General features: G+C 63.4%; 31 protein-coding genes. 17 read left to right on the plus strand and 14 right to left on the minus strand.

All coding sequences use genetic code 11. The features are described 5' to 3' along the window. Entirely contained in the window at window positions 1–633 is a 633-nt protein-coding gene (locus M1E16_RS26085) for a 2OG-Fe(II) oxygenase (RefSeq protein ID WP_458128726.1), read from the minus strand. 140 nt (window positions 634–773) lie between these two features. Between M1E16_RS26085 and M1E16_RS26090 the strand changes: the two genes are divergently transcribed. Continuing rightward, window positions 774–1517 (plus strand): DUF2059 domain-containing protein, encoded by a 744-nt coding sequence (locus M1E16_RS26090; protein ID WP_458128727.1) that lies wholly within the window; start codon window positions 774–776, stop codon window positions 1515–1517. A gap of 126 nt (window positions 1518–1643) precedes the next feature. Here M1E16_RS26090 and bipL read toward each other — a convergent pair whose 3' ends face one another. Then, window positions 1644–2591 carry a phospholipase BipL gene (bipL, locus tag M1E16_RS26095; RefSeq protein WP_458128728.1) on the minus strand — a complete coding sequence of 316 codons (948 nt, stop codon included), beginning with the start codon at window positions 2589–2591 and terminating at the stop codon, window positions 1644–1646. 108 nt (window positions 2592–2699) lie between these two features. On the opposite strand from bipL, the gene M1E16_RS26100 reads away from it, so the two are divergent. The 14 genes from M1E16_RS26100 (at window position 2700) to M1E16_RS26165 (ending at window position 12438) form a co-directional block, all read left to right on the plus strand. Further along, window positions 2700–3275 carry a DUF6436 domain-containing protein gene (locus tag M1E16_RS26100; RefSeq protein WP_458128729.1) on the plus strand — a complete coding sequence of 192 codons (576 nt, stop codon included), beginning with the start codon at window positions 2700–2702 and terminating at the stop codon, window positions 3273–3275. Window positions 3276–3681: 406 nt separating this feature from the next. Continuing rightward, complete coding sequence (locus tag M1E16_RS26105) at window positions 3682–4605, plus strand: sigma 54-interacting transcriptional regulator (protein ID WP_434602147.1); 924 nt, start codon at window positions 3682–3684, stop codon at window positions 4603–4605. 92 nt (window positions 4606–4697) lie between these two features. Continuing rightward, window positions 4698–4907, plus strand: a complete 210-nt coding sequence (locus tag M1E16_RS26110; RefSeq protein ID WP_003206573.1) for a hypothetical protein — start codon at window positions 4698–4700, stop codon at window positions 4905–4907. A 59-nt stretch (window positions 4908–4966) separates the two neighbouring features. Beyond that, on the plus strand, window positions 4967–5896 hold the full coding sequence (locus M1E16_RS26115) for a type III secretion protein (RefSeq protein WP_434627307.1): 930 nt from the start codon (window positions 4967–4969) through the stop codon (window positions 5894–5896). A gap of 28 nt (window positions 5897–5924) precedes the next feature. Beyond that, on the plus strand, window positions 5925–6299 hold the full coding sequence (gene sctI, locus M1E16_RS26120; RefSeq protein WP_458128730.1) for a type III secretion system inner rod subunit SctI: 375 nt from the start codon (window positions 5925–5927) through the stop codon (window positions 6297–6299). A 13-nt stretch (window positions 6300–6312) separates the two neighbouring features. Then, entirely contained in the window at window positions 6313–7188 is an 876-nt protein-coding gene (sctJ, locus tag M1E16_RS26125) for a type III secretion system inner membrane ring lipoprotein SctJ (RefSeq protein WP_434627303.1), read from the plus strand. Next, on the plus strand, window positions 7185–7772 hold the full coding sequence (locus M1E16_RS26130) for a hypothetical protein (RefSeq protein ID WP_458128731.1): 588 nt from the start codon (window positions 7185–7187) through the stop codon (window positions 7770–7772). The genes sctJ and M1E16_RS26130 overlap by 4 nt, the downstream gene beginning before the upstream one ends. Continuing rightward, window positions 7750–8331, plus strand: a complete 582-nt coding sequence (gene sctL, locus M1E16_RS26135; protein WP_458128732.1) for a type III secretion system stator protein SctL — start codon at window positions 7750–7752, stop codon at window positions 8329–8331. Before M1E16_RS26130 ends, sctL begins: the two co-directional genes overlap by 23 nt. A 261-nt stretch (window positions 8332–8592) precedes the next feature. Continuing rightward, complete coding sequence (locus tag M1E16_RS26140; protein WP_434602154.1) at window positions 8593–8817, plus strand: serine kinase; 225 nt, start codon at window positions 8593–8595, stop codon at window positions 8815–8817. After that, a complete protein-coding gene (locus M1E16_RS26145) occupies window positions 8804–9229 on the plus strand; it encodes a type III secretion system chaperone (RefSeq protein WP_458128733.1) in 426 nt (141 codons plus the stop codon). The genes M1E16_RS26140 and M1E16_RS26145 overlap by 14 nt, the downstream gene beginning before the upstream one ends. Beyond that, window positions 9222–11372: a type III secretion system outer membrane ring subunit SctC gene (sctC, locus tag M1E16_RS26150; protein ID WP_458128734.1), complete on the plus strand. Its 2151-nt coding sequence runs from the start codon at window positions 9222–9224 to the stop codon at window positions 11370–11372. Before M1E16_RS26145 ends, sctC begins: the two co-directional genes overlap by 8 nt. After that, on the plus strand, window positions 11369–11578 hold the full coding sequence (gene hrpT / locus M1E16_RS26155; protein ID WP_305498107.1) for an HrpT family type III secretion system protein: 210 nt from the start codon (window positions 11369–11371) through the stop codon (window positions 11576–11578). The genes sctC and hrpT overlap by 4 nt, the downstream gene beginning before the upstream one ends. Before the next feature lie 6 nt (window positions 11579–11584). Further along, complete coding sequence (locus tag M1E16_RS26160; RefSeq protein ID WP_434571107.1) at window positions 11585–11962, plus strand: type III secretion protein HrpV; 378 nt, start codon at window positions 11585–11587, stop codon at window positions 11960–11962. A gap of 26 nt (window positions 11963–11988) precedes the next feature. After that, window positions 11989–12438, plus strand: coding sequence for a type III secretion system chaperone (locus M1E16_RS26165; RefSeq protein ID WP_434654882.1), 450 nt, complete (start codon window positions 11989–11991; stop codon window positions 12436–12438). 132 nt (window positions 12439–12570) lie between these two features. Here M1E16_RS26165 and M1E16_RS26170 read toward each other — a convergent pair whose 3' ends face one another. The 12 genes from M1E16_RS26170 to M1E16_RS26225 all read right to left on the minus strand — a co-directional run bounded on the left by M1E16_RS26170 (window position 12571) and on the right by M1E16_RS26225 (window position 23570). Further along, window positions 12571–13089: a type III effector gene (locus tag M1E16_RS26170; protein WP_434571103.1), complete on the minus strand. Its 519-nt coding sequence runs from the start codon at window positions 13087–13089 to the stop codon at window positions 12571–12573. A gap of 116 nt (window positions 13090–13205) precedes the next feature. Continuing rightward, a complete protein-coding gene (gene sctU, locus M1E16_RS26175) occupies window positions 13206–14306 on the minus strand; it encodes a type III secretion system export apparatus subunit SctU (protein WP_458128735.1) in 1101 nt (366 codons plus the stop codon). 15 nt (window positions 14307–14321) lie between these two features. Further along, entirely contained in the window at window positions 14322–15119 is a 798-nt protein-coding gene (gene sctT, locus M1E16_RS26180; RefSeq protein ID WP_434571099.1) for a type III secretion system export apparatus subunit SctT, read from the minus strand. After that, window positions 15119–15373 carry a type III secretion system export apparatus subunit SctS gene (gene sctS / locus M1E16_RS26185; protein ID WP_458128736.1) on the minus strand — a complete coding sequence of 85 codons (255 nt, stop codon included), beginning with the start codon at window positions 15371–15373 and terminating at the stop codon, window positions 15119–15121. Before sctS ends, sctT begins: the two co-directional genes overlap by 1 nt. A gap of 9 nt (window positions 15374–15382) precedes the next feature. Next, complete coding sequence (gene sctR / locus M1E16_RS26190; RefSeq protein WP_305498095.1) at window positions 15383–16036, minus strand: type III secretion system export apparatus subunit SctR; 654 nt, start codon at window positions 16034–16036, stop codon at window positions 15383–15385. Further along, window positions 16033–17133, minus strand: coding sequence for a type III secretion system cytoplasmic ring protein SctQ (sctQ, locus tag M1E16_RS26195; protein ID WP_458128737.1), 1101 nt, complete (start codon window positions 17131–17133; stop codon window positions 16033–16035). The genes sctR and sctQ overlap by 4 nt, the downstream gene beginning before the upstream one ends. After that, entirely contained in the window at window positions 17130–17684 is a 555-nt protein-coding gene (locus M1E16_RS26200) for a type III secretion protein (RefSeq protein WP_458128738.1), read from the minus strand. Before M1E16_RS26200 ends, sctQ begins: the two co-directional genes overlap by 4 nt. After that, on the minus strand, window positions 17674–18093 hold the full coding sequence (locus M1E16_RS26205) for a hypothetical protein (RefSeq protein WP_458128739.1): 420 nt from the start codon (window positions 18091–18093) through the stop codon (window positions 17674–17676). Before M1E16_RS26205 ends, M1E16_RS26200 begins: the two co-directional genes overlap by 11 nt. Continuing rightward, window positions 18080–19438, minus strand: coding sequence for a FliI/YscN family ATPase (locus tag M1E16_RS26210; RefSeq protein ID WP_458128740.1), 1359 nt, complete (start codon window positions 19436–19438; stop codon window positions 18080–18082). Before M1E16_RS26210 ends, M1E16_RS26205 begins: the two co-directional genes overlap by 14 nt. Beyond that, window positions 19438–20331, minus strand: coding sequence for an FHA domain-containing protein (locus M1E16_RS26215; RefSeq protein WP_458128741.1), 894 nt, complete (start codon window positions 20329–20331; stop codon window positions 19438–19440). Before M1E16_RS26215 ends, M1E16_RS26210 begins: the two co-directional genes overlap by 1 nt. Window positions 20332–20490: 159 nt before the next feature. Next, the gene (gene sctV, locus M1E16_RS26220) at window positions 20491–22578 is read right to left on the minus strand and encodes a type III secretion system export apparatus subunit SctV (RefSeq protein WP_458128742.1); all 2088 of its coding nucleotides are present in this window, start codon (window positions 22576–22578) and stop codon (window positions 20491–20493) included. After that, on the minus strand, window positions 22575–23570 hold the full coding sequence (locus M1E16_RS26225) for a TyeA family type III secretion system gatekeeper subunit (protein WP_434602167.1): 996 nt from the start codon (window positions 23568–23570) through the stop codon (window positions 22575–22577). Before M1E16_RS26225 ends, sctV begins: the two co-directional genes overlap by 4 nt. A 451-nt stretch (window positions 23571–24021) precedes the next feature. On the opposite strand from M1E16_RS26225, the gene M1E16_RS26230 reads away from it, so the two are divergent. Together M1E16_RS26230 and M1E16_RS26235 are read left to right on the plus strand one after the other, a co-directional pair. Continuing rightward, entirely contained in the window at window positions 24022–24573 is a 552-nt protein-coding gene (locus M1E16_RS26230; RefSeq protein WP_305498082.1) for an RNA polymerase sigma factor, read from the plus strand. Beyond that, window positions 24570–25166, plus strand: coding sequence for a GNAT family N-acetyltransferase (locus M1E16_RS26235; protein WP_434696496.1), 597 nt, complete (start codon window positions 24570–24572; stop codon window positions 25164–25166). The genes M1E16_RS26230 and M1E16_RS26235 overlap by 4 nt, the downstream gene beginning before the upstream one ends. The last annotated feature ends 54 nt before the right edge of the window (window positions 25167–25220 follow it).

Genomic DNA, 25220 nt, shown 5'->3' on the forward strand with positions numbered 1-25220 from the left:
TCAGAACAACTCGTTGCCACGGCGCCGGAACCAACCGGTCAAGGACAGCCGATCACGCGTGGCCGGCAGGACCTCATGCGGTATATCCCCCGACAGAAACACCACCAGGCAGCCGCCCGTGGGCACCACGTCATGCTCCACGCCTTCATCCAGGTACATGCGCAACTGGCCGCCGTGCTCCGGCAGCCAGGCGTCATTGAGGTAGAGCACCGCCGAGACCATGCGCCGGTCATCATCGCGGAAACGGTCGACGTGCTTGAGGTAGAACGCACCCGGCGGGTACAAGGCGAAATGACTTTCAAAATCCTCCAGGCCCAGGAACAACCCCAGGTTCAAGGCCTCGCGCAGGCTGTCCATCAGCCCCAGGTAACGATCACAGGCCTCGACCTGGCCGGGCTCGATCCACTGGATGCGATCGCCACGAACCCCTTCGCGAATTTCCGAAAACGGCCCACGCCCCACCGCGGCTGGAGCCAGTTCGCCTTCGGCGGCGCGCTGGCGACATTCGGCCGCCAGCGCGCGGGTGAGCGCATCCGGCAAGAAGATGTTCTGCTGCGACCACCCGCGCTCGGCCAGGTCGTCGACGATACGTAACAGCAACGGATGATCAGAAGGTATTCGCATGGCGCGCATAGTATTCCTGTGCCTGCAAAACCGACAGCGCCGCGCAGCGGGTTGGCTGCGCCTGTCAGCACCGTCGTACGAACTTGATACGAATTCTCGACAAGACCCCGCCCCCCACGGAGAATAGTCGGCTGCTGACAGGAGTCCCTATGCGCCGTTTGCTTTTCTCACTGTTGATGTTCTGCGTATTGCCCGCCTGGGCAGACAGCTATGACCAGTTGTACAAGGTCGCCGGCTGGCCGGAACAGCGGGCGCATTTCAATGACGCCTTGAGCGCCGCGCAGCAGCGCTACCAGAACAGCTTGCCGCCGGCGGTCTTCCAGGCGCTGGTGAACAACAGCAACCAGCGTTTCGCGCCCCAGGCCATGGACCAGCGGGCCGAGGCGCAACTGCGCAGCAATCTTGCCGACCCGAACCCGGCTCTGGTTTTTTTCCAGTCGCCACTGGGCCGCAAAGTCGTCGCCGCCGAACTGCTCGCCACCCGCCGCGACCAACTGGCGAAGAACGCCAAGGGCCTGCCGAAGATGCAAGCCAGCGACAATCGCCTGCTGATCATCGGCCACCTGGCCCAGGCCCTGCCTGCCCGCGAAGCCGGCGCCGAAGTCAGCCTGGCGATTGCCGGCGTGGCAGCCGACAGCTTGAGCTCGATGATTCCCGGCCTGCTCGGCGGCGGCCAGGCCCAGGGCATGCTGAACGGCCAGCGCCAGCGCCTGATGGATCAGATCGGCGCGGACCTGAACAACACGTTGCTGTACGTCTACCGCGACCTGACGGATACCGAACTGGAAGAATTCGCCACGTTTGCCGAGTCGGCCGAGGGCCAGGCTTATTATCAGGCGGCATTGGCGGCGATCCGGGCGGGGTTGGCGGTGGGGCAGAATCTGGGGCAGTAATCTTCAGCGCCTGTTGCATCGTCTTCGCGAGCAGGCTCGCTCCCACAGGGGCTGGTTAGGCCGGCGCTTGTAAACACCCCCCGATCCAATGTGGGAGCGAGCCTGCTCGCGAAGGCCATAGCCCGATTACCGCCGAATCCGACCCATCCGCTTGCTCAAAAACCCAAACATCTCCTGCCGTATCGCCAAGGTCTCGTTCGCCAGGTGATGCCGCCCCTCGGGCAACATCAAGACCTGCGGCCGATCGAACTTGCCGCGCAACACTTGCAGGTTATGCCGCCAGTCCACGGTCATGTCCGCCTGCCCCTGCACGATCAGAGGTTGGCGCGGGCTGCTCGGCGCCGCCTCGATACGCCGGATCCACTGCGCCAGCGCCCCGACCCACGCAGTGGGCAGGCGCAGCGGTTGCAGCGGATCGGCCTGCAGGAACGGCAGGAAATCTGGATCGCTGGAGTTCTCGCTGAAGCGCCGGGCGATGCCGCTCACAAAAGGTTTGAGCAAGTAATAACTGAGGCGCGACCAGCCCCAGGCCCGTGGCCGAACCAAGGGCGACAACAGGATGACCTGGCCCTGGGCCGGGCTGTCCGCGCCGTGGTGCAGCACATGGTCCACCACGATCGCGCCGCCGGTACTCTGGCCGCACAGGTGCCAGGGTTGCGGCAGATCCAGCGTCTCGGCTTCGGCCAGCAAGCCGCGCAAGGTCGCCTGGTATTCGGCGAAATCGCCGATGCTGGCGCGTTCACCACTGGACAGGCCGTGGCCCGGCAAGTCGCAGCTGATCACCACCCATTGCTGATCCAGCGCCCACTCGACCAAATGCCGGTACAGCCCCATATGGTCGTAATAGCCGTGAAAGAGGAACAGCGTCCCCACGGCTTTTTCCGGCCACCAGACCTGGCCGACCAGTTCATACCCGGCAATGTCGAAACGTCCCAGGCCCCTGCGCAAGGTGCGCGCCGGAAAGTCCAGCCCATAGAATTGCTGGTAGGCCTGCGTTTGCGCAGACAGCGGTTGCCACTGCGCCAGGGGTTGCAGGCTGGCGCGCAGGTGATCGGGGTCGAAGGAGGCGGGCATCAATATTCCAGGCAAATGCGCATCGCGCGAAAACAGGCGTTATACGCCTGCGATATTCATCTGTCGCGCCAGCCATGGCAAGCTACGCGGCTTCAGAGGATCGACTCCATGCGCCCGTCCCACCGCACGACCTTGCTTGCCAGCCTCCTCGCCCTGACGTGCGCCGTCATCCTGTGGTTCGCCTACGACTGGTTCCAGGGGCGTTTCCTCCGGGCGTTCAGTCAACACACGGCGGTGTTTTCCGGCGACCCGCTGCGCCTGCCCGCCGACCTCGCCGGTCCGGGCGCAATCCGCCTGGTGCACTTCTGGGATCCGGCCTGCCCATGCAACGTCGGCAATCAGCAGCACCTCTCCGAGCTGATCGACAAATATGCGCCGCAAGGCGTCGAGTTCTACGCCGTACAAAAGACCGGCAGCCAGGGCCACTTGCCCAGCACTTTGAACAATCTCAAACCCCTGACGGCGTTACCAGGCTCGGCACAGATTCCCGCCAGCCCCGCCGTGGCGATCTGGGACCGCAGCGGCAAGCTGGCGTACTTCGGGCCTTACAGCGAAGGCTTGACTTGCAACTCGAGCAACAGCTTTATCGAGCCAATACTTGAAGCACTCAATATTGACCGGGAAGTTAATGCGACTCACACGTTGGCGGTCGGCTGTTATTGTCCGTGGTCGAACTCAAACTAATCCAACCCAACTACGATACGTATTGTTTAAACGTCTGTAGGCGCCTTACAAAATCAGAGCTATTGCTCTTTTCTAGAGTACTTGCTCAAACAGCGAGCTGGCGCTGAACCGTTTGTCGGATCCAATTTTTCGAAAAGCCTCCGAGATCCCCCGATTTTCGCTCCAGACGCCAACCAGGCCGGTCGCGCAGGGGTTTTCGGGGCGTTCTGGCTGCCGAGCTGAATCGTTTAACAACCGTCGGCGCTACGTGAACTTTTCTTTAATCGCTTCTCTAACCCTCGTACAGAAGATGTTGATTTTCCCTGCGATTGCGCGGCGGCGCTATATATCGAGGAAGTTGGATACGCCTTTTCATCGTTTTACTTGTCGACCCTCCTAAACCAAACAAAAAATGGAATCGTCAGTGATGCAAAAGTTGTTATGCGCTGCACTTTCCACTCCCACGAAAGAGGATGCTCTCAATCTTGAGGCGTTTGCCCAGTGCGTCGCCCCGCTAGGGGTCGATGTGCTGTTGCGCGGCGAGACCGGCACTGGCAAGGACACGCTGGCGGAAAAAATCCACCGCATGTCCGGCCGCTCCGGCAAGTTCGTCGCCATCAATTGCGCCGCCATTCCCGAGTCCCTTGCGGAGAGCCAACTCTTCGGAGCCAATACCGGCGCGTTTACCGGTGCCAGCCAGAATCGCGCGGGCTTCGTCGAAGCCGCGCACAACGGCACGCTGTATCTGGATGAGATCGACAGCATGCCGTTAGGGCTGCAAGCCAAGCTGCTGCGTGTCCTGGAGTCCAGGACTGTACAGCGGCTGGGCTCGACCCAGAACATCCAGGTGGACATGCGGGTGATCGCCTCGGCCCAAAGCCCGTTGGCGGAAATGGTCGAGCGTGGCGAGTTTCGTCGGGATCTCTATTTCCGCTTGAACATCATCAGCCTCAAGCTGCCACCGTTGCGCAGCCGCAAGGAACGCATCGTGCCGCTGTTCCAGTCCCTGGTACGCCGGGAAGCCCAGGCACTCGACCAACCCTACGTCGCGCCTTCGCCAGCGCTGTTGCGCCAGTTGCTCGGCTACGCCTGGCCTGGGAACATCCGCGAGTTGCAATCGGCTGCCAAGCGCTACGTGCTCGGCTTGCCGGCACTGCCCCGCGCCGAGCAGCTGGAGCACAACAGCTCGACCCTCAAGCTCAAAGAGCACCTGCAGCAGTTCGAAAAGATCCTCATCGAGGACTGCATGCGTCGCCACCATCACTGCATCGATAAAGTCATCGCCGAGTTGGGCATCGCCCGCCGCACGCTCTATTACCGGATGAAATGCCTGCAAATATCGACGAGCTGAGTGGATCGGTGGAACCGTTTTCGCAGCGGTCGCCACTTATTCGTCGAGACGTTCACGATCGTCTCGCCATTCCACAATCCGGAGATACGACTATGAGTTTTGGTGGAGCTTCTCTCGCCGCCTCCACGGCAGCCATGCAACAGATGGACGCCACGTCGGCGGCGATGACGACCATGAAATCCCAATTCGACCAGAAAAAACTGGTTGCCGACACCATGAACGCAATCGCGGCAGGGTCGATGGACACCGCGACCAAGGCCATCACCGCCATGGGGGAGGCATCCAAGAACATACGCTTCTGACCCTCTCGCTCCAGCCCCGCTCCGGCGGGGAATCCCATGCGCGTCGAGGGAGAAACCCGATGCAGATCCATTCGCCAGACAACCTTCGTAGCACCAGAGATTTGCTCGGTGACGACCCGACACTGCGCCAGGCCTCGCCTGCGAACGGCCTGGCGGATCGGGTCGTCGAGCACCTGGCGCTGCACGGTGCGAGCGATCGGCTGCGCGAGTCGCTCGTCCAATGGAGCAGCGAACACGGCTCGACTGGCGGGCAGCCCCGGTCAGGTTTATCCACCCCGCAGGACAGACTGGCCGCCGAGACCCAGGCCCCTCTGCATCTGGTGCTCGAAGATATTCTCGAGGAGATCAACGGAGGTACCGGATCCACCCTCGATGTCGACAGCGACGATGCCTATTCCAACGAAGATCTGTTCAACGACCTGGCGCAGATGCTCGCCCACCGCCGGCAGCCTATCGGCGATAACGACGTCGACAGCCAGAGCGATTTCGGCAACGCCAACAACCCGTTCTGCGGTGCGCTGTTCGGCGCCTGGGAGCTGGAAGGCGACCGCGCCACGCGGCGCGACCGCTACGACACCAGCCTGTCGTTGTTGCTCAAGATCATCGCGGTGCTGGGCCGAAGGAAACTGCTGACCCTGCTGGACATCGACGAAGAACAAGGCCAGGCGCGTTATGAACAGGACGACCTGGACCTGCTGTTCGAGGTCGCGGCATTCATGGACCAGCACCCGTCGCGATACCCGCCACCGGCGAGCTTCGACGGGCAAAACTGGACATGGACCGAACGGATTGCCTGTGGCGCATGGCTGGAGGCTCAAGAAACACGGCTGTTCCAGCTCGCCCTGGAGGAACTGGACCTCGCTCTCGCCCGCCTGGCCGGCCAGCAGCCGTCCATGCAACGGCGCGGTCGACGCAGCCGGGAAGAAATCGAGTTTCATCTGAGCGTGACGGGTAGCGCTCGCAACGTCTTGAGGCTGATGTACGCCTGAAGGCCCACCTTGTAATCGGAGATATGCCATGACCGTACAAGCCATCGACACCACCAGCGTGGTTTCCACCGCAACCAAACCTGGCGCCAGTGCGCGGGCGGGTGCCGAGACCAGCGATGTCAGCTGGTTCAACGCGCAAATGCGCGAAAAAGCCCCCGCCCCCGACAGTGAAAACAACGTCGCGGCGAGGATCATCGGTTCGTTGTCCAGCCGCTCCGGCGAATTGCAACGGCTGGACGATCGCGCCAACCGGGACATGCTCAAGGCCATCCGCACCGCCGATCCCCAGGACATGTTGCAGTCCAACCGGTCGCTGTCTTCCTTTCACCTGGAAAGCCTGATGACCGCAAAGATTGTCAGCAAGGGCTCCCAGGCGATAGAGAAGCTCACCAATCTCCAGTAAGGGAAAGCCGGTCATGTTCATGCGCGCATTCTCACCCCTAGTGCTGTGCCTGCTGCTCGCCGGATGCGACGAGAGGACGGCGCTGCACAGCCATCTTTCCGAGCAGGATGCCAATGAAGTGATCGCGGAACTGGCGGACAAGAACGTCGAGGCCAGCAAGCAGGTCGATAAGGACGGGCTGACCGTGCTGGTCGAGCCAGCAGACATGAACAGCGCGGTACAGGTTCTCGAAGCCGCTGGGCTGCCGCGTCGATCGCGCTCCAGCCTGGGGGAAATCTTCCGCAAGGAAGGCGTGATTTCCACACCGATGGAAGAGCGTGCCCGCTACCTCTACGCGCTGTCTCAGGAGCTCGAATCGACACTGTCGCAAATCGATGGCGTGGTGCTCGCCCGGGTCCATGTGGTGCTGCCGGAACGGGTCGCTCCCGGCGAGCCGGTCCAGCCCGCGTCGGCCTCGGTGTTTATCAAGCACACCAGTGCGCTGGATCCTGACAGCATCACGCCGAGAGTGCGCAACCTGGTCGCCAGCGGGATTCCCGGCATGGCTGACGCGGCCCAGAACCCGGCCAAGCTGTCAGTGGTCTTCGTCCCTGCGGCGGCTTATCAGGAACGGCGCAAGATGGCGTATTTCGGGCCGTTCCTCATGCAGGCCGACGACATCGGCTATTGGCGGGGAGTAACCCTGGCGGCCGGCCTCACCTTGCTCGCCCTCCTGCTGGGCGCCTCGTACGGCCTCTACCGGTTGTGGCGCAACGGCGTACTGGTGCTGCCGCGATTTTTCGAGCGCAAGAGCGCAACGCCGGCGGGCGCGCAAAACGGCACGGCGCCACCACTGTTCGCGGTGAAGAACCCGGGCGCCAAGCCTGACAGCAAGGGGACCGCTGCATGAACGCGGCGCTTGAATGGGCTCGCTGGTGGTGCCTGGCGTGGCGCCAAGCAGACCGTGATTGGTATCCACCCGCGCTCGGCCTGCTGACCGGGCCACAAATTGACGCCTTGGCCCGCGGGCATCACGCCGCATTGGCCCGCGGTTTCGGCATGACGCCGTGCACACCGCCACAGCCCGACCCGACGGTGTTGTCACTCTGTTGCGGCACGCCCCGAACCTTGGCCCTGGCCTGCCAATTAGTGGCGAACACATGCTCGCCGTTGACGACGATGGACATGCTTTCGCCGCAGGACCGGGCGTGGTGCGAGCGCACCGCCAAGGCGTTGCGCCCCGGACATTGGCTCGAACCAGGCCACGACCCGCTTGCACTGCTGCGCGCCTGGCTGGGGGAGCGGACCTGGGAGCGTACGCGCCTGGCCTTCCCGCGCAGCAGGATCATTGCCCTCGAATCACAGCCCACCCCACGCCCGCCTGCCGCCAAGCTCAACACGCTCTGGCAGTCCGCGTGCTGGAAAGCCGAGCAAAGCCTGGCGCCAGCGCCCCCCCAAACGGAGATGCACGATGCTCGCTCGGCGCTCGCTTGACCTACGTCCCGGTGGCCAGGGCCTGTTGCAGCCCTGTATCCCTCGCGAAACCCTCGTGGATTGTGGCCGAGCACAGGCCGTTCTCGAACAGGCCCAGGCCCACGCCACGCAGCTGATCCAGGGTGCCGCCGAAGAGGCGGGCGCCGCAGTGCTCCAGGCACAGGCGCAGTTCTGGAAAACAGCCGAAACCGTGCTCGCCACCTGGGAAGCCGAGCGCCAGGCCATGTGGGAACGGATCGAGACCAGCGCCGCGCAGTTGGTCAACGAGGCCTTGGGAACGCTGTTGAGCGAAGTCCCGGATCAGGCCCGCATCGATGCACTCGTTCGTCAGCTTGCCTCACGCCAGCATGATTCGGTCAGTGCGACTCTTCGCTGTCATCCCGACGACTTGGCGAAGCTGAGCCAAAGTCTGGGCTCATCTGGCGAACGTCCCTGGACGCCGGTGGCGGATCCCGGTATGGAGGCGCATCAGCTGAAGCTGGAAACACCAGGCGGCACGTTCCTGCTCGATTGGGCCACGGCTGTTGAAGCGTTGCGCCTGCCAGAACCGCAGCGGTAGCCCAAACGACCCGAAACCCGTGGCGAGGGAGCTTGCTCCCGCTGGCCTGCGCAGCAGGGCTCAACTTTATTCAGGCAGACCGCATCAGCCGGTTTTGCGACTGCTGCGCAGCCGAGCGGGAGCAAGCTCCCTCGCCACGGGGATTCGGATGTTTGACAAATCCAGCCTCGCCCCTCCTGATCTTTTGCTCACTTTTCGCGGAACCGTCAGCGGCGTAATCACCACTCATCCGGTGAATACGCTTACCTCGGAGTAACCGCCATGTCTTCTACCGATGCCATCCAGCGCCGTCTCGATACTTATTTCCAACGCGCCAGCGACAACGTCAACAACGCTGCAATGAACGCCGCCGAGAGTCAGTCACTCGACGACATGCACTCGTTCGTGACCAGCATGAACGGCATGTCGGTCGCGGTGAACGCGGCCACTCAACAGACCACCGCCCACCACAACCTCGCCAAGGCGATCATCGATGCAATGCCATGAGCTGCGCACACAGCTCGCCCGCTGGAACGCCGACGTCGACGGCGCGGAACATTTCGCCATTGTCATCGATGATGGCGAAGCGATCTTCAAGAAGCTGGATGACGGCCTGCTGGTATCGGTCGAGTTGAATTTCCCGCCGGGCAACGAAGGGTCCCTGGAAGACCTTCTGCGGCTGGCGCAGCCAAGCCTCTCGCGCTTCCCCGGTGCGTTGGCCCTTTCGCCCCAGGACGAGCGTCTATGGCTACTGGCGCAACTGGCGACAGACGCGCACATCGACGACCTGATCGAAGTGCTCGAAGCGCTGCTCAACCAGCGGGACACCTGGCAATCGATTCTCCATAAAGAACAACGTGCCGTGGCGCGACGCCCCTCGCACTTTCACTCGCTCGGAACAGGAATCCGCCATGCCTAACAGGTGGCTTGCACCGTACCGCTCGATGGCCGCCGGCCAGGTACACTTTCGCCGGTCCATCGTCCGTCGCTGGACCAAGGCATCGCTGCTTGCACTGGCATTGGCCGGCGCGCTGGGCGCGGGCATGCCGGTCGAAGCGGCGGTACCGACCGACTGGAAAAACACGCCCTACGCCTACGATGCCCAGAACACGCCCCTGCCCAAGGTACTTGGCGACTTTGCCAATACTTTCGGGGTGCAACTGGTGCTCGATGGCACCGTGAAAGGCAGCGTCGATGGCCGGATGCGCGCCGAAAGCCCCCAGGCATTCCTCGACCGGCTCGGTCTGGAAAATCGTTTCCAGTGGTTCATGTACGGCAACACCCTGTACGTCAGCCCTTTGCAAAACCAGGATTCCACGCGCCTGGAAGTGTCCGCCGATGCCGCGCCGGACATCAAGCAAGCCTTGACCGACATCGGCCTGCTGGACCCGCGTTTCGGTTGGGGTGAGTTACCCGACGAAGGCGTGGTGCTGGTCTCCGGCCCGGAACGCTACGTGCGCCTGGTGGCGCAGTTTGCCGAGGCGCGCAAGACACCCGAAGAGAAGCAGGAGGTGATCAGCTTCCCGCTGCGCTATGCCACCGCCGCCGACCGGAGCATCAAGTACCGCGGCGATACGCTGGTGATTCCCGGGGTTGCCAGCATCCTCAAAGGCCTGCTGGAAAGCCGCAGTGCAGTGTCCGGCGCAATGCAGGCGACCTCGCCCCAGGCCTCGTTCCAGAACATGCAGGCCCAGCAGTCCATGACGATGGGCAATATCGAGCAGCTGGCATTGAGCGGCATGGGCCGCCCGAACACCAACCGCGTGCAAGGCCCGGAAAGCGCTGGCAAGGGCGGCCGCGGTCGGATCCGCGTCGAAGCCGACGTGCGCAACAACGCAGTGCTCATCTACGACTCGCCCAAGCGTCGGGAGATCTACACGCCGCTGATCCGTGACGTGGACGTGCCACGCAAACTGGTAGAAATCGATGCGATCATTCTCGACATCGACCGCACCCAACTGGCCGAGCTGGCGTCGAACTGGAACGTCGAGAGCGGCGATCTGATCGGCGGCGCCTCGATGATTCGCCCAGGCGCCAGCTCGACGGTATTCATCCAGGACTACGGCGACTTTTCCGCGCAACTGCGAGCACTGGAAGGTCGCGGCCTGGCCTCGGTCGTGGCGAATCCATCCGTACTGACCCTGGAAAACCAGCCAGCGGTCATCGACTTCAGCCGGACCGAGTACATCTCCGCCATTGGCGAACGGGTGGCCACCGTCGAGCCCATCACGGCCGGCACCAGCCTGCAGGTCGTGCCCCACACCATCGAGACCGGCGGCCGCAACCAGATCCAGATGTTCCTGGACATCGAAGACGGCAAGATCGAGCCCTCGGAGGTCGGCCAGCAGACGCCCAGCGTTCGGCGAGGAGTGGTCAGTACGCAGGCGGTGATGGGGGAAAGCCGGTCACTGGTGGTGGGTGGTTTTCATACCGAGGAAACCGGCGACAACCTCGAACGTGTGCCGTGGCTCGGACGCATCCCGCTGATCGGACCGCTGCTGTTTTCCTCGACCACCCGCGAGACCAGCCGCCGTGAACGCGTATTCATCCTGACGCCCCGTCTGATTGGCGACCAGGTCGACCCGGCCCGCTACATCTCCGAGCTCGATCGTGAACAGGTGGACAGCGCAATGGCACGCCTGGAAGAGCGGCGCAACGGCACTCGCCCCATCGGTCGCATCGAGATCAGCGACGTGCTCGCCCAATTGGCCGATGGCAACATTCCGCCGACGTTCAAGCAAGCCGCCTCGATTCCTTACTCGGCCGACACGCTGTGCGCGTTGCAACCGGGGCTATCGCTGGACGCCGCGCGCGCCCAGTGGTTTGCCGGGCCGGACTACGGCATCGCCGTGGGCGTGGTGCGCAACGATGGCGACCGACGGTTGCGCTTCGACGAGGCCAGCTGCAGCACCCGCTGGACCATGGCCACCTCCGCCTGGCCGAAGGTGTGGCTCGAGCCCGGTGAGGAAACCGAAGTGTTCGTCGTCATGAGACAACCCAAGCGCACACCAGGTGGCGGGCGCTCTTCCCTCTTGCAAACCAGTGCGAGGATCACGCCATGAGTCGCACCCCGAAGCTGCTCGTCTTGTTGCTGTGCCTGCCGGTTTTCGCCGGCTGCGCAAACCGTTGGGGCTGCCAGGGCGATGCCTGTAGCCGCGCCGAACCCGACAACGGCCGTCTGGTGATCTGGTGGTCGCCGGGTATGCGCGGCGGCCTGGGCTCCCCCGAACATCCGCTCGACCACTCGGTCGTTCCACTGGAGAACTGAAACGGTATGTCTTTTTCGGTACACAGCGTAAGCACCCGCCAGGCCTTTCAGAAAAACATCATCGCCGGCATCGCGACGTATTGGGAAATAGCCCCAGGCATCGAGTTCTGCCTGCGACGCGAGCCCCACAGCTTGGGGCTCGCGTTACAGATACAAAGCCAGGCGCTAGGCGTGAGCCAGGTGCGACGGGCGCTCGAACGACGCTTTGCCCACCCGAGTGACTACGCGCAACTGTTCCTGTTTCTCGATCCGCAGCGCGCGCTGGTGGTCTGGCAGGCGCTGCCCGAATCACCGATCTCGTCGCAGATGCTCGACGAGATCCAGTCCCGGCAATTGTCGTTGCTGGGCCTGGAAGACCTTGACGATTATTCGGTTACTTACTGAAGGCCCGTGGCCGAGGGAGGCTTTGCATGACCACCACACCGCTCGCCCAGCGCTTGATCTCGGCCCTCGCGGAACACCTGCATGCGCAGCTGCAACTGGAGGGCGGCGTCTGCGCGCTGTATGACGCAAGCAACCGGGAAGCGGTGATCATCGAGCTGCCCGATCACGGCGATGTGGCCATCCTCCATTGCGCGATCGATGTGCCAGCCCATGCACCTGGCCTGCACAAGCGCCTGTTGGAGCTCAACTTTCGACTGGATCTGCTCGGCGGCAGTTGGCTGGCCCTGGACGAAAAGGGCAGCGTTCGCCTGTGTGCCCATTGCCCGTTGTCGATGCTCGACGAGGCGCGGTTCTGCCATTGGATCGTCGGTTTCATCGGCCAGGTCGGCGAAGTGCGCGCACGCTTGATGCCGTCCGCTACGTCAGCGGCCTCACGTCCAACCTCGCTCAATGCGAGCCGTACCCGACTGGTCTAGACAGCAAAAAACCGTGGCGAGGGAGCTTGCTCCCGCTTGAGGGCGAAGCCCTCACAAAAGGTCTGCTGCGCAGCCCATCGGGAGCAAGCTCCCTCGCCACGGGTACAGCGTTTTTCCAAGTCATTGCGAGCCTTACCGAAGCTTCATCGCCTCACCTCCCTCCTGCATGACTCTCCTCGCAGTGTCCATGAAGCCCTTGGTGACTTCCGTCACCGTGTCGCTCATTAACTTGGCCATGTCGGCCGAGCTCTTGACGATCATCATTTCGCTCTGACGCTCCTCCATTCGCATCTGCATATCGAACTGCTTTTCCATCAACTGTTTTTGACGGGTTTCCATCTCGCTCATGAACGAGTCGGGCGTGCGAGGCGGCGCGGTGGAACCGGGGCTTTGCGTGTCATCCAGCGGTCGATCGTCAGACGGCGTAGCCGTGCGCTCGGCACCCCGTGTCCGGGTCCGGCCGCGCTGGTGAACCGCAGGGGGCGACGAAGACGAGCGCCCCCGCCCATGCAGGCTTTGAGTGCCGGTACGCTGCTGGGCGTCGCGAGGCTGCTGGCTCAACGAGGGCGAGCGCGACGAGTGCAAGCCGTCGACGCCATGCAGGGCACCCGTGCCCCTTATGGAATTGGCCAGTGAATTGGGTTCAGGCATAGGGGAATCTCCACGAGTCGGTGTGTGCGGTGGGACTGCCGGCAAGTCGGCATCGCCCGGGCGATCCCGGGCTCACTACCTGAGTGGCATCCCGGTGCGCACCGGTTCCATCGACCTCAGCGCAGGTTCAGTTCCGGGATTTCGATCACCTCGCCCTTGGCCTCGTCATCCAACTCGCGCAAGACCCGATAAATGTGCGCAACCGCCTGAAGCGTTTCCCGCGGGATATATCCGCCTACGTCTTCCTTGTAGATCGTTCGCGCCAGCCAGATGCATTGAATGACCGGGATATGCGCCGCCTTGGCTCGCTCGATCAGGGCACGCGCATCCGCATCGACGCCCTTGGTAATGAGCTGCGGCAACGGCGTTTCCTCCGGTCGATAGAGCAGCGCGACGGCGAAGTGCGTCGGGTTGACCACCAACACATCAGCCTCTTCCACCGGCTTGGTTTCCTTGCTGGCAGGTTGGTCGACCAACTGCCGGGCCAGGCTGCGTCGATGCATCTTGACGTGGGGATCGCCCTCCATTTCCTTGAATTCCTTACGCACCTCTTCTTCGCTCATACGCAGGCGCTTGGCGAAGAAATATTTTTGCAGGCCAAAATCGAGAATCGCCAGCACCAGCAACACGCCCAGACAGATGTGCATGATGTGCCGGAACAGGCTGGCGAGCCCGCGCCAATAGCCATGCAGGTCACCGTTGACCAGGCTGATCAACGACCCGAGGGCAGGCATCGTCACCAGGTAAAGCACGCTGGCGATGAACACTGCCTTGACCAGCCCCATGAACAGCTGGATCAGCGCCTGGGCGGAAAACATCTGCTGGGCCTGGTTCAACGGGTTCAAACGGTTCGGATCGGGGTGAAGGGCTTCGGGCGCGAACAGGAAGCCGAACTGTACCCAACCGGCGATCAGGCGCGTGGCGATTGCCAACCCGACGGTCATCAAGGTGAAACTGAGCAACACGCCACCGGCATGGGCCAGGGTTTCCTCGAAGGCGCGCACGAAGTCGCCGTCCAGCCGGTGCAACGGGAACAAAACCATTTCACCCAACGCCTGCATGCTGTTGTCAGCCTGGGTCAATGCCACTTCGGTGACTGCCGTGAGTACCAACAGGCTGCTCAGGTCCTGGCTCTGGCCGACCTGGCCTTTTTTGCGGGCGTCACGGATTTTTTTCGGTGTCGCGCGCTTGGTCTTTTCCCCGCTGTCTTCACTCATGAACGAGCCCTTCCTTCAAGGCCCCTGCAACAGCAGGTGGAGCAGGTTGCGGATTTCCCCGTAACGGCCGAGACGGCCGGTCATCGCGTCCCATAACGTGGGCAAATAGAACAGCAGGAAGCCCAGCCCGACCAGGCTTTTCGCCGGCATGGCGAGAACAAAGACCTGCAATTGCGGGCTATACAGGCTGAGCAAGGCCAAGGCGAACTCCACCAGCAACAGCAAGCCGATGAAGGGCGCCGCATAAAGCATCATGTGCATGAACATTTCGGCAAGCAGCCCGAGGAACACCCCGAAACCATCCGCGCCAGGTAACGGAAACCAGACCGTGGGCGACCAGACCAGGTAACTGTCCCAGATCACCTGGGTCAGCGTGCCGATGCCCAGGGTGGCGACCAGTAACAGGATCGTCATCTCCTTGAACAGGTGGCCCAACGGCGTCGTATCCGTGCCGAGTGCCGGGTTCAACTGGCCGCCGATGAGCGCACCGCGCTGGTTATCGAGCAAGGCCCCCACCGATTCGTACAGCCAGAATGGCATGGCCAGCAGCACCCCGAGCAGCAGGCCCAGCACCACCTCCTTGAACATCAACCCAGCCAGAGTCAGCCAACTGACCTGGGCATCAATCAGGGCCTGGCGGATGCCCGGCGCCGGCAACATGCCCAGGGCGAACACCACGGCATGGCGCGGCAGGCCTCGCAAATGCTGGAAGCAGAACACCGGGACCAGGTAAGCCACCGGATAGATACGCGCCATGCCAAGGGCGATCGACAGCAGCAGGTCGAAATAGGGAAGGAAGGCCTGGGTCGTCATCAGGTGTTGGCCATCAGTTCAAAAGCCCGACGCAACAGGCCCAGCAGCTCGGCGCCAATCCAGCGACCGGTGACCAGCAAGGTCAGCCCGACGGCCACCAGCTTGATGCCGAAGGGCAAGGTCTGGTCCTGAATCTGCATCAAGGCCTGCACCAGAGAAGTCAGCACGCCGACGATCACCGCGACGATCAGGGGCGGCGCGGACAGCAGGACCACCAGCAACATGCCTTCCTTGAACAACGTCATCGCGTCCATCGCATGCCCTCAGAGATAGGAGTAGAACAGGCTGTCGAGCAATTGCGTCCAGCCTTGCACGAGGACGAACACCAGCAGCTTGAGCGGCAACGAAATGGTCATCGGCGCGACCATCTGCATACCGAGCGCCAGCAGCAGGTTGGACACGATCAGGTCGATGACAATGAACGGGATGTAAATCAGGAAGCCCATCTGGAAGCCCGCCTCGAGCTCCGACAACATGAAGGCCGGGATCAGCAGCATCAGGTCGTCGCGACTGGCTTGCTCGGCGCGCTCCTTGGGCCACATGCGCTGGGTGTTTTCCAGCAGGTGGGTGAGGATGTCCGGGTTGGTATTGCGCGACATGAAGGCTTGCAGCGGTTTTACCGCGTTCAAGGCAGAACCCTGCAACGCCTCGGTATTGCTGAAATCCAGTGGCCGCTCCTTCAGCTCCTCGGCGATGTCGTGGCCGACCGGCGCCATGATGAACAACGTCGCCGCCAGCGCAATGGCATACAGCGCCATGTTCGGCGGCACCTGCTGCACGCCGATCGCGTTGCGGGTAATCGTCAACACGATGGCGATCTTCAGGAAGGCGCTGCAAATGATCAGCAACAAGGGAACCAATGAGATCCCGCCGATGAACAGCGCCAGCAGAAAGGGGTCGACCCCCTGAAAGCTCATCCAGCCACATCCACGCGAGTGATCTGCAGACCGAGCCGGCCATCCACTTCTACCAGTTCGCCGTGGGCCAAGGCCCGTTCGCCATGGAACAACGCCGCCGCGCCCGGCGCCACGCCCTGGACCTGGAGCACCGAGCCGGGTGCGAGGTCGCGCAACTCGCCCAGGGTCAGGCTCAAGTGGCCGCAACGTATCGTCAGCGCCAATGGCAGGTCGTCGAAACGCTCGCGGATGGCGGCAGGATCTGCAACCGGCGCCTGCGTGGCATCGGAGTCGACGGGGTAAGGCGCTGGTTGCTCGTCGACTCCAGGTGCCTGAACGTCGGGTTCGTAGCGAGTGGTGTCGTCCCAGTCGGGCGTCAGGATGTCGGTGTCGGCGGTGGTGCTCATAGCGGTTTCCTCCAGAGCGAGCAAGGTCAGGCGCAACGGCGCGGCGCGGTCGTACACCCGCACCCGCGCACATTGCCGGCCCAGGCGAATGATTCCCTGGCCGGATGGATCGAACAGGGCGGACTCCGGAACCAGCACGTCACCGGGGCGCAGCGCGGCCACGTGCCTGGCGGCCAACGTCAGGTGCCCCAATGGCAGCGGAACATCCAGCGCAAGGTCGTCGCCCCAGGGCACACTCCGACGCTGCCAGGGCGCTGCGCCAAGCACCCCCAGCAGCGTCGTCCCGGCGATTTGCAGATGGCTCGTGGCACGGGCCGCGCCTGTTTTCACCTCGATCCGGCAGGCGATGCCCTCGACGACGTGACCGGCCAGCGGTCTCAGAAACCCGAATGCCTGCCGCAAGGACTCGCTCAGGGTTTGCTGGAACAGCGCCCAGAACCAGGCGTCATCCGCGCAAGGCTCGGCGGGCAGGACCACTGGGCACTCGCCGAACAGGCTGAGTACCGGGCCGGGCTCGTCGAGGGCCAAGGCACCTTGCGCACACTCCAGCACAAACGGCGTCGCTCTCGCCGCGCCGCTGGCCGGGGTCAGTTCCACCACGCCCGCTTCGCCCGCCACCTCGAACGGCAGACTGACGCCAGCCCCCAAGCGCTGCCGGGCGGCGGCGTCATCGCTGCACATCGATCGCAGCGCCAAGGCACGTACGCTCATGTCGCACTCGCCTCCTCTGCGGATGCCACGCGCACCGTCACCGGCTGGCCCAGGCTCTGACCCAACGCCTCTTCCAGGCGCCCGGACCGACTCGATAACCGCGCACGTACTTCTTCGGTTTCGCCACTCAGGCCAATGTCCCAGCCAGAGGTCCCGGCCAGACGCTGCGCAGAGACCCTGATCCGTCCCAGGTGGGGAAGGTGCAGCAGCAGGTCCAACTGCTGGTCGAGCGTGGCCCGCAGACGTGGCGAAAGCTGATCGACAAAGGCGTCCACTTCGCCGCTCTCCAGGCCCACCCACCCTGACAGGGAGCCGGCGCTGGCGGTGTCATCCTCGCCATTGCCCCGAGGTGCGTCGACCCACTGGCGAAACCAGTAGCCGTCACTGCGCCCGGCAATCACTTCGGGGTCGCGTTCGGAAGCGGGCGCAGGCTCGCGGGCCGCCGGACGGGTGGCCCGACTCACCTGGGCAGGCGCGTACTCATGCGCACGCGGCGCGTGCCGGGCGGATGCAGACGGCGGTCCACCGCGTACCGTGCGTTCATTCATCATCGGGGACCTCCATCAGGTATTCCATCATGGCGCCGAGCTTTTCCAGGTCACGCCTGCGCCCTTGCAATCGCTGCTGCGCGGCTTCGGTATGGCGTGCCTGCTGCGCCTGTTCCTCGTCCAGCGCCTGCAAGGCCCGCGCTTGCTCCGCCAACTCGCCGATCAAGCGCCGCTCCTCGGTGCTCCAGGCATTGAGTTCGAAAATGCTCAGCGCACGGCCACGGTGCTCGCCGTAGAGAGCCTCGCGCTGAGCCGCCTGCTGCTCACAGGCTGCCTGCCAGCGCGCCCGCGCGGCGGCGAACGCGGCCTGGCGCTCGCGCAAAAGCTCGCGCTGCTGGCGCCAGGCCCGTTCGGCTTGCGCCTCGCGATGCCGGCGCACCGGCGCCAGGGCGTCCAGATCAGCCCGGGACATAGGCGGTCAATTGCTGGAGGTGGGCCAATGTCGACGTGAACGTCTCCGGCTCACGCAAGTCCTGGCGCAGGAATGCGTCCAGGGCGCTGCGGGACTCCACCGCCAGGTCGGTCAAGGGGTCGGCGCCGGCCTGATATTCCCCCAGGCGCAGCATCAGTTCGATCTGCTCGTAGGCCGACAGCAACCGCCGCAGATTGATGCCCGCACGAAGGTGCTCGGCCTCGGCGACATTCGCCAGGGTGCGCGAAAGGCTGGCCAACACGTCGATCGCCGGGTAATGACCGCGCTCAGCGAGTTTGCGCGACAGCACGATGTGACCATCAAGCAGCGAACGCACTTCATCCGCCACCGGATCGTTCATCGAATCCTGTTCGATGAGCACCGTATAAAGCGCGGTGATCGCCCCCTCATTGCTCAACCCGGCCCGCTCGACCAGACGCGGCAGCAGGCTGTAGACCGAAGGAGGCAAGCCGCCGCGCCCCAGCGGTTCGCCGGCGGCGAGGCCGATTTCCCGTTGGGCCCGGGCGAACCGGGTCAGCGAGTCGATGAGCAGCAGGACGCGCTGGCCGCGGGCGCGAAAACCCTCGGCCAAGGCCGTGGCGGTGAATGCCGCACGGGCCCGTTCCATGCTGGACCGGTCGGAGGTGGCACACACCAGGACTGCACGAGCGCGCAATTCATCGTCCAGTTCGTGGTCGAGAAATTCGCGCAACTCGCGCCCGCGCTCACCGATCAAGCCGAAGACAATGACATCGCAGTCAACGTTGCGGGCGATCTCCGCCAACAATGTGGTCTTGCCGCAGCCGGCGCCCGCGAACAACCCGACACGCTGGCCCTCGCCAAGTGTCAGCGGGCCATCGATGGCGCGTACACCGGTCATCAAGGGCTGTTGAATGCGCGGTCGCGCGGTCGGCGCAGGCGCTTCGCCAATCACTTGCGAGGCCTGCAGCACCTGCGCCCCGGCGAATGCGCCCACGCCACCGTCCAGCAGGGACCGACCGAAGCCGTCCAACACTTGCCCAAGCAATTGCGGGCCGACAGTCACCCGGTGGGGCATGCCCAGTGGTTCCACGACAGCGCCGACCCGCACGCCCTCCAGGCCACCCAAGGCGCTGAGCAAGGCATCGTGGCGGTCGAAGCCGACGATTTCGGCGAGCAACGGCTCGCGCGCGTCACGTTCGACCTGGCAGAGGTCACCGATCTGCGCTCCCGGCAGCCGGCATTGCAACAAGATGCCGCTGACCCGCTGTACCTGTCCGCGCACCATGACCGGCGAGAACCGGCGCAGATGCGCCCGTTGGCCGGCCTCCCAGCTCTCCAGCCGTGCAATGGCCGCCTGCGTCATCACCAGGTGACCTCGTAGCGTTGCTCACCTTCAAAGGTGACCTTGCCGGCATCGATCGCGGTCAGGCGCAGCCCATCGATCTGGTCGCCCAGAAACAGCCGGCGGCCGTCGGACGTGACGACGTGGCCATGTTTGCCGCCGACGATCTGGGCAATCTGAAACGGCAGTTGACTCAGCCGCTCCCTGACGTTGGTCGTGATCGCGACCGACGTATCGTAGCGGGCATGGAAACGCTCGATCAGCCGTTCGACCATCGCCAGGCGTTGACGCGGCAATTCACCCACCAGGGCCAGTCGGCCGTCCTGGACCTCGGTCTGCACATGGGCATCCAGGTCACGCTCCTGAAGCATGCGATCGAGCTCCAGGCGGACCGCCTCGACGGTGTCCAGGGCCACCTTGGCCGGCTTGGGCTGTTGCACCGCGCCGGGCGCCACGGTCGGTGCCGGCTGGCTGGTGAAGGCCAAGGCGCTGGAGGCAACGGTGATCACCGCGGCAGCGATGCCCAGGCGCTTGGGCCAGGAAGGCCGCGCCGCAGCCCTTTGCGGTTCGCGCTCTGCCGCCAGGTGCGCGGCGTCATCCAGGGCTGCTCCTTCAGGCCAGGGCTGATCCGCCGGGGCCAGGCACAACCAGACGCCAGCGATAGAGAACGGCGCATTGCTTTGCAACGCCCCGGCGGGAATCCAGGGCTGGCCTTGTGCATCACAGACCTTCCCCTCCAGTGAGTCCAGCAACCATTGGCCCTGAACCTGCCTGAGGGCCACGTGATGTGCGCAGATACCTGGATCGTATAACGCCAGGTCGGCGTCTTCCGCCGCTCCCACTACCCATTGCTCGCCCACCAGCGGCAACGCCGCACCTCGGTGCAGACCACTCAATACACGCAGCTCGAACATGGCCAACTCCTCAAGGCGCGACGGGTGTGCGCCCACAATCAGGTTGAACGACGGGGCACAGGTAGCCCTCGTCCACTGTCACAGCCAGGCCATCGAACGCGCCTGGATTTACATCGTTACCCGTGGCAGCACTGCCCGCGCGCCGAGGGGAAAAAACCGTCATGCGGCGTCCTCGATCCGCAGTTGTTCCTGCTCGAGATCGAAGCGCCCCAGCACGGTGACCTGGGCATTGCTGTGCAACTCGCTGAAGGCAAGCACGGGCACGTGATTGAACTCGTCACGCAGCAAGTCACGCAGCGGCGCGCGCAAGTCCTGGGCGACCAACAGCACCGCCACGCGTTTGGCCCGCAACGGGAAGCCTTCGCGCAGCTGCAAGACCAAAGCGCGGGTATGTACGCTTTCCAAGGCAAAAAAGGTTTCCGTCTGGGTCTGGCGCAACGCGTCGCGCAGCAGCCCTTCGGTTTCCGGCGTGAGTAGCCAGACGTGCAAGCCGTCTTCATCGCGGTACTGGTGATAGATCTGCGATTTCAGGGCGATGCGGGCATAGTCGGTGAGCGCACCGACATCGCGCTCGTGCTGCCCATGCTCGATCAACGACTCGGCGATCAATCGCACCGCCCGCAGCGGCACGCCTTCGCCTGCCAAGCGTTGCAGCACGGCGGCGAAACGGGCCAAGGGCATGGTCCGCTGCAGCTCTTGCACCAGCTCTGGCTGTCCGGCTTCGAGCCAGCTGAGGATCGACTTGCTTTCCTGCAGCCCGAGGAACTGCGGGCCGGTGGCAAACATGGCCCGGCTCATGCGTTCCACCAGCAGCTCCCCCGCCGGCACCGCTTCCACGCGCTCGTCCGCCAGCAGCGGGTCGTCGGGGGCCAGCCAAAGCCATTGATGCTCGTCACGCACTTCGCTGCCGGCCCGGGCATCCTGCGGCTCGAATGGAAGCGGCCCGCGCGCCACTGCTACGCGGTCACCGAAGGTCGCCCGCAACATCGGCACTTCGTGCACGCAGAACCGGAACTCGTCGTCTTCCAGCTGCGTGCTGTATTCGATCTCGAAGGGCGGCAAGGTCAGGCCAAAACCTGCAACCAGCGCGTTGCGCTTTTTGCGGATCGACTGGATGACCTCCTCGGCGGCCGGGTTGCCTTCCATCGTCTTGGAAAATTGCAAGAGATAGGCCCGGGTCGGATCGAAGCTGCGCAGGTCCTCGGCGCCATTGTGTTCCGGCGTGACGACCGTTTCAGACTGCTCCGCCTGGCGGGCCTGTTTTGCCCGGCCATGCAATTGGATGATCCCCGCCGTGCCGGTGATCAAGGCAATCACGATGAACACCAGCGTCGGCATGCCGGGCAACGCGGCGAAGCCGAGCATCCCCACCGAAGCGATGACCCAGGCCTTGGGCTCGGCGGTCAACTGCTTGGCGATTTCCTTGCCTACGCTGCTTCCGGCTGGCTGTCCTTCCGGCGAGACGCGGGTAATGATCATGCCGGCGGTCAGGGAAATCAGCAGGGCCGGAATTTGCGCGATCAGGCCGTCGCCAATGGTCAACACGGCATACAAGTGCATCGAGTCGGACGCGCTCATGTCATGCTGGACCATGCCGACCGAGAAGCCACCGATGAGGTTGATCACCACGATCACCAGGCCAGCGATGGCGTCGCCCTTGACGAATTTCATCGCCCCGTCCATTGCCCCGAACAGTTGGCTTTCCTTGTTCAGTTCCTCGCGGCGGCGGCGGGCCTCGCTGACATCGATGAGGTTCGCCCGCAAGTCGCTGTCGATGGACATCTGTTTGCCAGGCAGCGCGTCCAGCGTGAACCGCGCCGCCACTTCGGCGACCCGCTCGGAGCCCTTGGTGATCACCAGGAAGTTGACCACCGTCAGGATGAGAAAGATGACCAGCCCGACCGCAAGGTTGCCCCCCACCACGAAATTACCGAACGCCTGGACGATATGACCCGCGTCGCCCTGGAGGAGAATCAAGCGCGTGGTCGCCACCGACAGCGCCAGCCGGAACAAAGTGGTCAGCAACAGCACCGCCGGGAACGAGGAAAACGCCAACGGACGCGGCAAGTACAGCGAGAGCACGATCAGCAGGCAAGAGATGCAGATGTTGATGGCGATCAGCGCATCGACCACCGCAGTCGGCAACGGCAGGATCAGCATGAACACGATGCCGAGCACCACGAACGCGCCGGCCACCTCGATACGTTGCACCGCCGCCTGGGCGACTTTGTTCAGCATGGCGATCATGGGCGCGCTCCAATAACCGGTTCGGCGGTCTGTCCACGGGTCTCGCCACGGGAACGCTCATCGAGCAGCACCAGCAGATTCTTCAGCGCGCTCTGGCGACTTTTCGCATCGCGCCAGAGCGCCAGCGGCAAACGCTTGAGCAAGGGGTACAAGCCGTTCAAGGAGACCAGTTGGTCGCGCTCCTGATCGCCGCCCAATTCCCGGCCGATGCGACGTACTTCCGCCGAAGACAGGCCGCTGCTGACAAACCCCAGCATGCGCTGGAGCAACAGCACAGCCGTGAGCTGGCTGGCCGGGCAACTGTAGGCCAGTTGCTCCAGCAAACGGCGACAGCTTTGCAGCACGCTGCTCAGTTGCGTCGAGGCAGCGAGGCCGATCAGCAACGTACGCAACAGAGCGGTAGGCCGCGAAGGCGCATGGGCGGCGATGTCGTCAGCCAGCGCGCGGCGCATCATGTCGAGCCCCGAGACGAATGCCGCTTCGCCGAACAGACCAAGCAACGCCTGCATCATGGTCGGCAAGGATTGCTTGAGCACCACGGTGTCGTAATAGAGGCGCCGTACCGCCTGGCGCAGTTCCGGATCGCCACCGGAGGCCCGCAGGGCCTCGGCGATGTTCATGCCGGCCTGGATCTGCGCGCCATAACGCTCGCGCAACAGTTGCAGATAGTCGCGGGCACGCTTGGCTTCGACGAGACGACCCTGCGTCTCGGCGTCCAGCAGTGCCTGCTTAAGGATCAGGTCGGTGCGGGCCGGATCTCCGCCAGTCGATTGCACCAGTTCTTCAAGTACCGGCTGGCCACCGAGCAACACGCCGGCCTGGGCAGCCATGGCCCCCAGGCTCTGCTTGCCGGGGTGGCCGAGTTGGTCGTACCACTCCTCCAGTTGTTCACGGGTCTCGACCCGCACCTGGCCCACCTCGCTGCGGGCATTACGGATGCGGCGCTGGTTCAGCGCCTTGGTATTGCGTTCCACATGATGGCTGAAGGTCATGCCGACCTCCTCCATCGAACTGGACTGCGTGGCCTGCGACGACTCGACAGGCCTGCCAACGCCCGCGACAGCCGAAACGGCCTGGGCGAGATTGGCGGCAATGTGCGCATTTGTCGGGGCTTCTACTTTCATGATGACCGGGAGCGTGGTTTCGGACGCTCAGTGGGTGGCGGTGATCCACCATTCGGTTCCATCGCCGTCACGGGCTTTTCTAAAGCGAACGACCGAGTCGTCCGCGGGCCGTTTCCCCGAAGAGCCGGTCGGTGCAATTTCATGCAGTGGACGTCTGGAAAGTCGTGCACGGCCTTGCACAAATAGAGCACTTGCACTAATAACAAAACCTTAAATTTCAGATAGATAAGCGCTAAATCCGGCTTGGCACAGGTCCTGCTGAAGGGGAAAAGTCGACACACCCGTCGACACCAGGGAACCCATTCAGAGGGATTTATTGATGAACAGCCTGAACCTCATGCTTCCCCCGCAAACCTCACCGACACGTCCGAGTGCGCCCGGTGTCAGCTTCGGCGAGGAGCGTAAGCTGCGTCTGTTTGTGCAAAAGCGTGTACTCAATCAAGACGACGCCGACGACATCATCCAACTCACGTATCTGGAAGCCTGGCGCAACCAGGAAAAATTCAAGGGGTTGGCCAAGCCGGACACCTGGCTATGCGGCATCGCCTTGAACCTGATACGCAATCACTTCCGCCGTTTCTATGCGCAACCACCACTGAGCACGTTCGACGAAAGCGATTTTCACGAATCCAGCGACGACATCGACCTGAGTGAGCTGTGCGACAACCGGCGGCTGCTGGACCGCACGCTGCTGGCGATGGACGCCCTGCCCAAGGACATGCGCGACACCTTGTGGACCGCCGTGGACACCGAGAGCAGCTACCGCGATGCCGCCGAACGGCTGGGCGTGCCCATCGGCACCGTGCGCTCACGATTGTTTCGGGCCCGTGAACAACTCAAGAAAAGCGTCTATGGAGAAACCCGGCCATGACCAGTAATCGTTTGAACAGCCGAGCCGACCTGCCACGTGGCGTACGTCGCTACACGCCCGATGACCTGCCAGTGATGACGGATATCTTCAACGAAAGCGCTCTGGGGGGAACCAGTTCCCCCGTACTCAGAGCGTTTTCCCTGAAGGAAATGACGTTCTTCGTCGATTGTTTCGTCAAGGAAGGTGACCCGATCTACGTGCTCGAGCGCGGCGGCGAGGTGGTCGCCTGGTTGATCGTCAACCGCTTCTGTTGGGGTGCCCAGGCCTGCCGGTTGACCGGCGAAGTATCGATCTACGTGCGCAACGACCACATTGGCAGCGGCGTCGGCATTCGCCTCGGCCAAGCCGCCGTGGTGTTGGCCAGACGTTATGGTTTCGAGACGCTGGTGGCCTGGATCATCGAGCACAACGAGGCGAGCAAGCGGGGCGTGCAAGGATTGGGAGCAACGCTATGGGGACGTTTCCCGGGTATCGCCCGATTCGCTGACAAACGTGCGGATGTGGTGCTCTATGGATTGGACCTGATACCTATCGACACCACACCCGTCAGCGCTTCAGTGCCTGCGCAGACAAGGGAGGCCAGCCTGGCTTGAAACAACGGCTCGTCCGGCAAGAGGCCGGGCGAGCCGTTGCCATTTTTTGCACTG

It is taken from the genome of Pseudomonas sp. Z2-11 (genome assembly GCF_054161305.1).

Excerpts from the sequence above, each read along its gene's own strand:
- sctQ (WP_458128737.1), bottom strand. The coding sequence starts at position 17,133 with ATGAGCGTACGTGCCTTGGCGCTGCGATCGATGTGCAGCGATGACGCC.
- bipL (WP_458128728.1), bottom strand. The coding sequence starts at position 2,591 with ATGCCCGCCTCCTTCGACCCCGATCACCTGCGCGCCAGCCTGCAACCC.
- M1E16_RS26215 (WP_458128741.1), bottom strand. The coding sequence starts at position 20,331 with ATGTTCGAGCTGCGTGTATTGAGTGGTCTGCACCGAGGTGCGGCGTTG.
- sctI (WP_458128730.1), top strand. The coding sequence starts at position 5,925 with ATGACCGTACAAGCCATCGACACCACCAGCGTGGTTTCCACCGCAACC.
- M1E16_RS26110 (WP_003206573.1), top strand. The coding sequence starts at position 4,698 with ATGAGTTTTGGTGGAGCTTCTCTCGCCGCCTCCACGGCAGCCATGCAA.
- sctV (WP_458128742.1), bottom strand. The coding sequence starts at position 22,578 with ATGATCGCCATGCTGAACAAAGTCGCCCAGGCGGCGGTGCAACGTATC.
- sctC (WP_458128734.1), top strand. The coding sequence starts at position 9,222 with ATGCCTAACAGGTGGCTTGCACCGTACCGCTCGATGGCCGCCGGCCAG.
- M1E16_RS26100 (WP_458128729.1), top strand. The coding sequence starts at position 2,700 with ATGCGCCCGTCCCACCGCACGACCTTGCTTGCCAGCCTCCTCGCCCTG.
- M1E16_RS26140 (WP_434602154.1), top strand. The coding sequence starts at position 8,593 with ATGTCTTCTACCGATGCCATCCAGCGCCGTCTCGATACTTATTTCCAA.
- sctS (WP_458128736.1), bottom strand. The coding sequence starts at position 15,373 with ATGGACGCGATGACGTTGTTCAAGGAAGGCATGTTGCTGGTGGTCCTG.
- M1E16_RS26230 (WP_305498082.1), top strand. The coding sequence starts at position 24,022 with ATGAACAGCCTGAACCTCATGCTTCCCCCGCAAACCTCACCGACACGT.
- M1E16_RS26200 (WP_458128738.1), bottom strand. The coding sequence starts at position 17,684 with ATGATGAATGAACGCACGGTACGCGGTGGACCGCCGTCTGCATCCGCC.
- M1E16_RS26205 (WP_458128739.1), bottom strand. The coding sequence starts at position 18,093 with ATGTCCCGGGCTGATCTGGACGCCCTGGCGCCGGTGCGCCGGCATCGC.
- sctU (WP_458128735.1), bottom strand. The coding sequence starts at position 14,306 with ATGAGTGAAGACAGCGGGGAAAAGACCAAGCGCGCGACACCGAAAAAA.
- M1E16_RS26170 (WP_434571103.1), bottom strand. The coding sequence starts at position 13,089 with ATGCCTGAACCCAATTCACTGGCCAATTCCATAAGGGGCACGGGTGCC.
- M1E16_RS26165 (WP_434654882.1), top strand. The coding sequence starts at position 11,989 with ATGACCACCACACCGCTCGCCCAGCGCTTGATCTCGGCCCTCGCGGAA.
- sctT (WP_434571099.1), bottom strand. The coding sequence starts at position 15,119 with ATGACGACCCAGGCCTTCCTTCCCTATTTCGACCTGCTGCTGTCGATC.
- sctL (WP_458128732.1), top strand. The coding sequence starts at position 7,750 with ATGCTCGCTCGGCGCTCGCTTGACCTACGTCCCGGTGGCCAGGGCCTG.
- M1E16_RS26105 (WP_434602147.1), top strand. The coding sequence starts at position 3,682 with ATGCAAAAGTTGTTATGCGCTGCACTTTCCACTCCCACGAAAGAGGAT.
- sctR (WP_305498095.1), bottom strand. The coding sequence starts at position 16,036 with ATGAGCTTTCAGGGGGTCGACCCCTTTCTGCTGGCGCTGTTCATCGGC.
- M1E16_RS26090 (WP_458128727.1), top strand. The coding sequence starts at position 774 with ATGCGCCGTTTGCTTTTCTCACTGTTGATGTTCTGCGTATTGCCCGCC.
- M1E16_RS26160 (WP_434571107.1), top strand. The coding sequence starts at position 11,585 with ATGTCTTTTTCGGTACACAGCGTAAGCACCCGCCAGGCCTTTCAGAAA.
- M1E16_RS26130 (WP_458128731.1), top strand. The coding sequence starts at position 7,185 with ATGAACGCGGCGCTTGAATGGGCTCGCTGGTGGTGCCTGGCGTGGCGC.
- hrpT (WP_305498107.1), top strand. The coding sequence starts at position 11,369 with ATGAGTCGCACCCCGAAGCTGCTCGTCTTGTTGCTGTGCCTGCCGGTT.
- sctJ (WP_434627303.1), top strand. The coding sequence starts at position 6,313 with ATGTTCATGCGCGCATTCTCACCCCTAGTGCTGTGCCTGCTGCTCGCC.
- M1E16_RS26210 (WP_458128740.1), bottom strand. The coding sequence starts at position 19,438 with ATGACGCAGGCGGCCATTGCACGGCTGGAGAGCTGGGAGGCCGGCCAA.
- M1E16_RS26225 (WP_434602167.1), bottom strand. The coding sequence starts at position 23,570 with ATGACCTTCAGCCATCATGTGGAACGCAATACCAAGGCGCTGAACCAG.
- M1E16_RS26145 (WP_458128733.1), top strand. The coding sequence starts at position 8,804 with ATGCAATGCCATGAGCTGCGCACACAGCTCGCCCGCTGGAACGCCGAC.
- M1E16_RS26085 (WP_458128726.1), bottom strand. The coding sequence starts at position 633 with ATGCGCGCCATGCGAATACCTTCTGATCATCCGTTGCTGTTACGTATC.
- M1E16_RS26235 (WP_434696496.1), top strand. The coding sequence starts at position 24,570 with ATGACCAGTAATCGTTTGAACAGCCGAGCCGACCTGCCACGTGGCGTA.
- M1E16_RS26115 (WP_434627307.1), top strand. The coding sequence starts at position 4,967 with ATGCAGATCCATTCGCCAGACAACCTTCGTAGCACCAGAGATTTGCTC.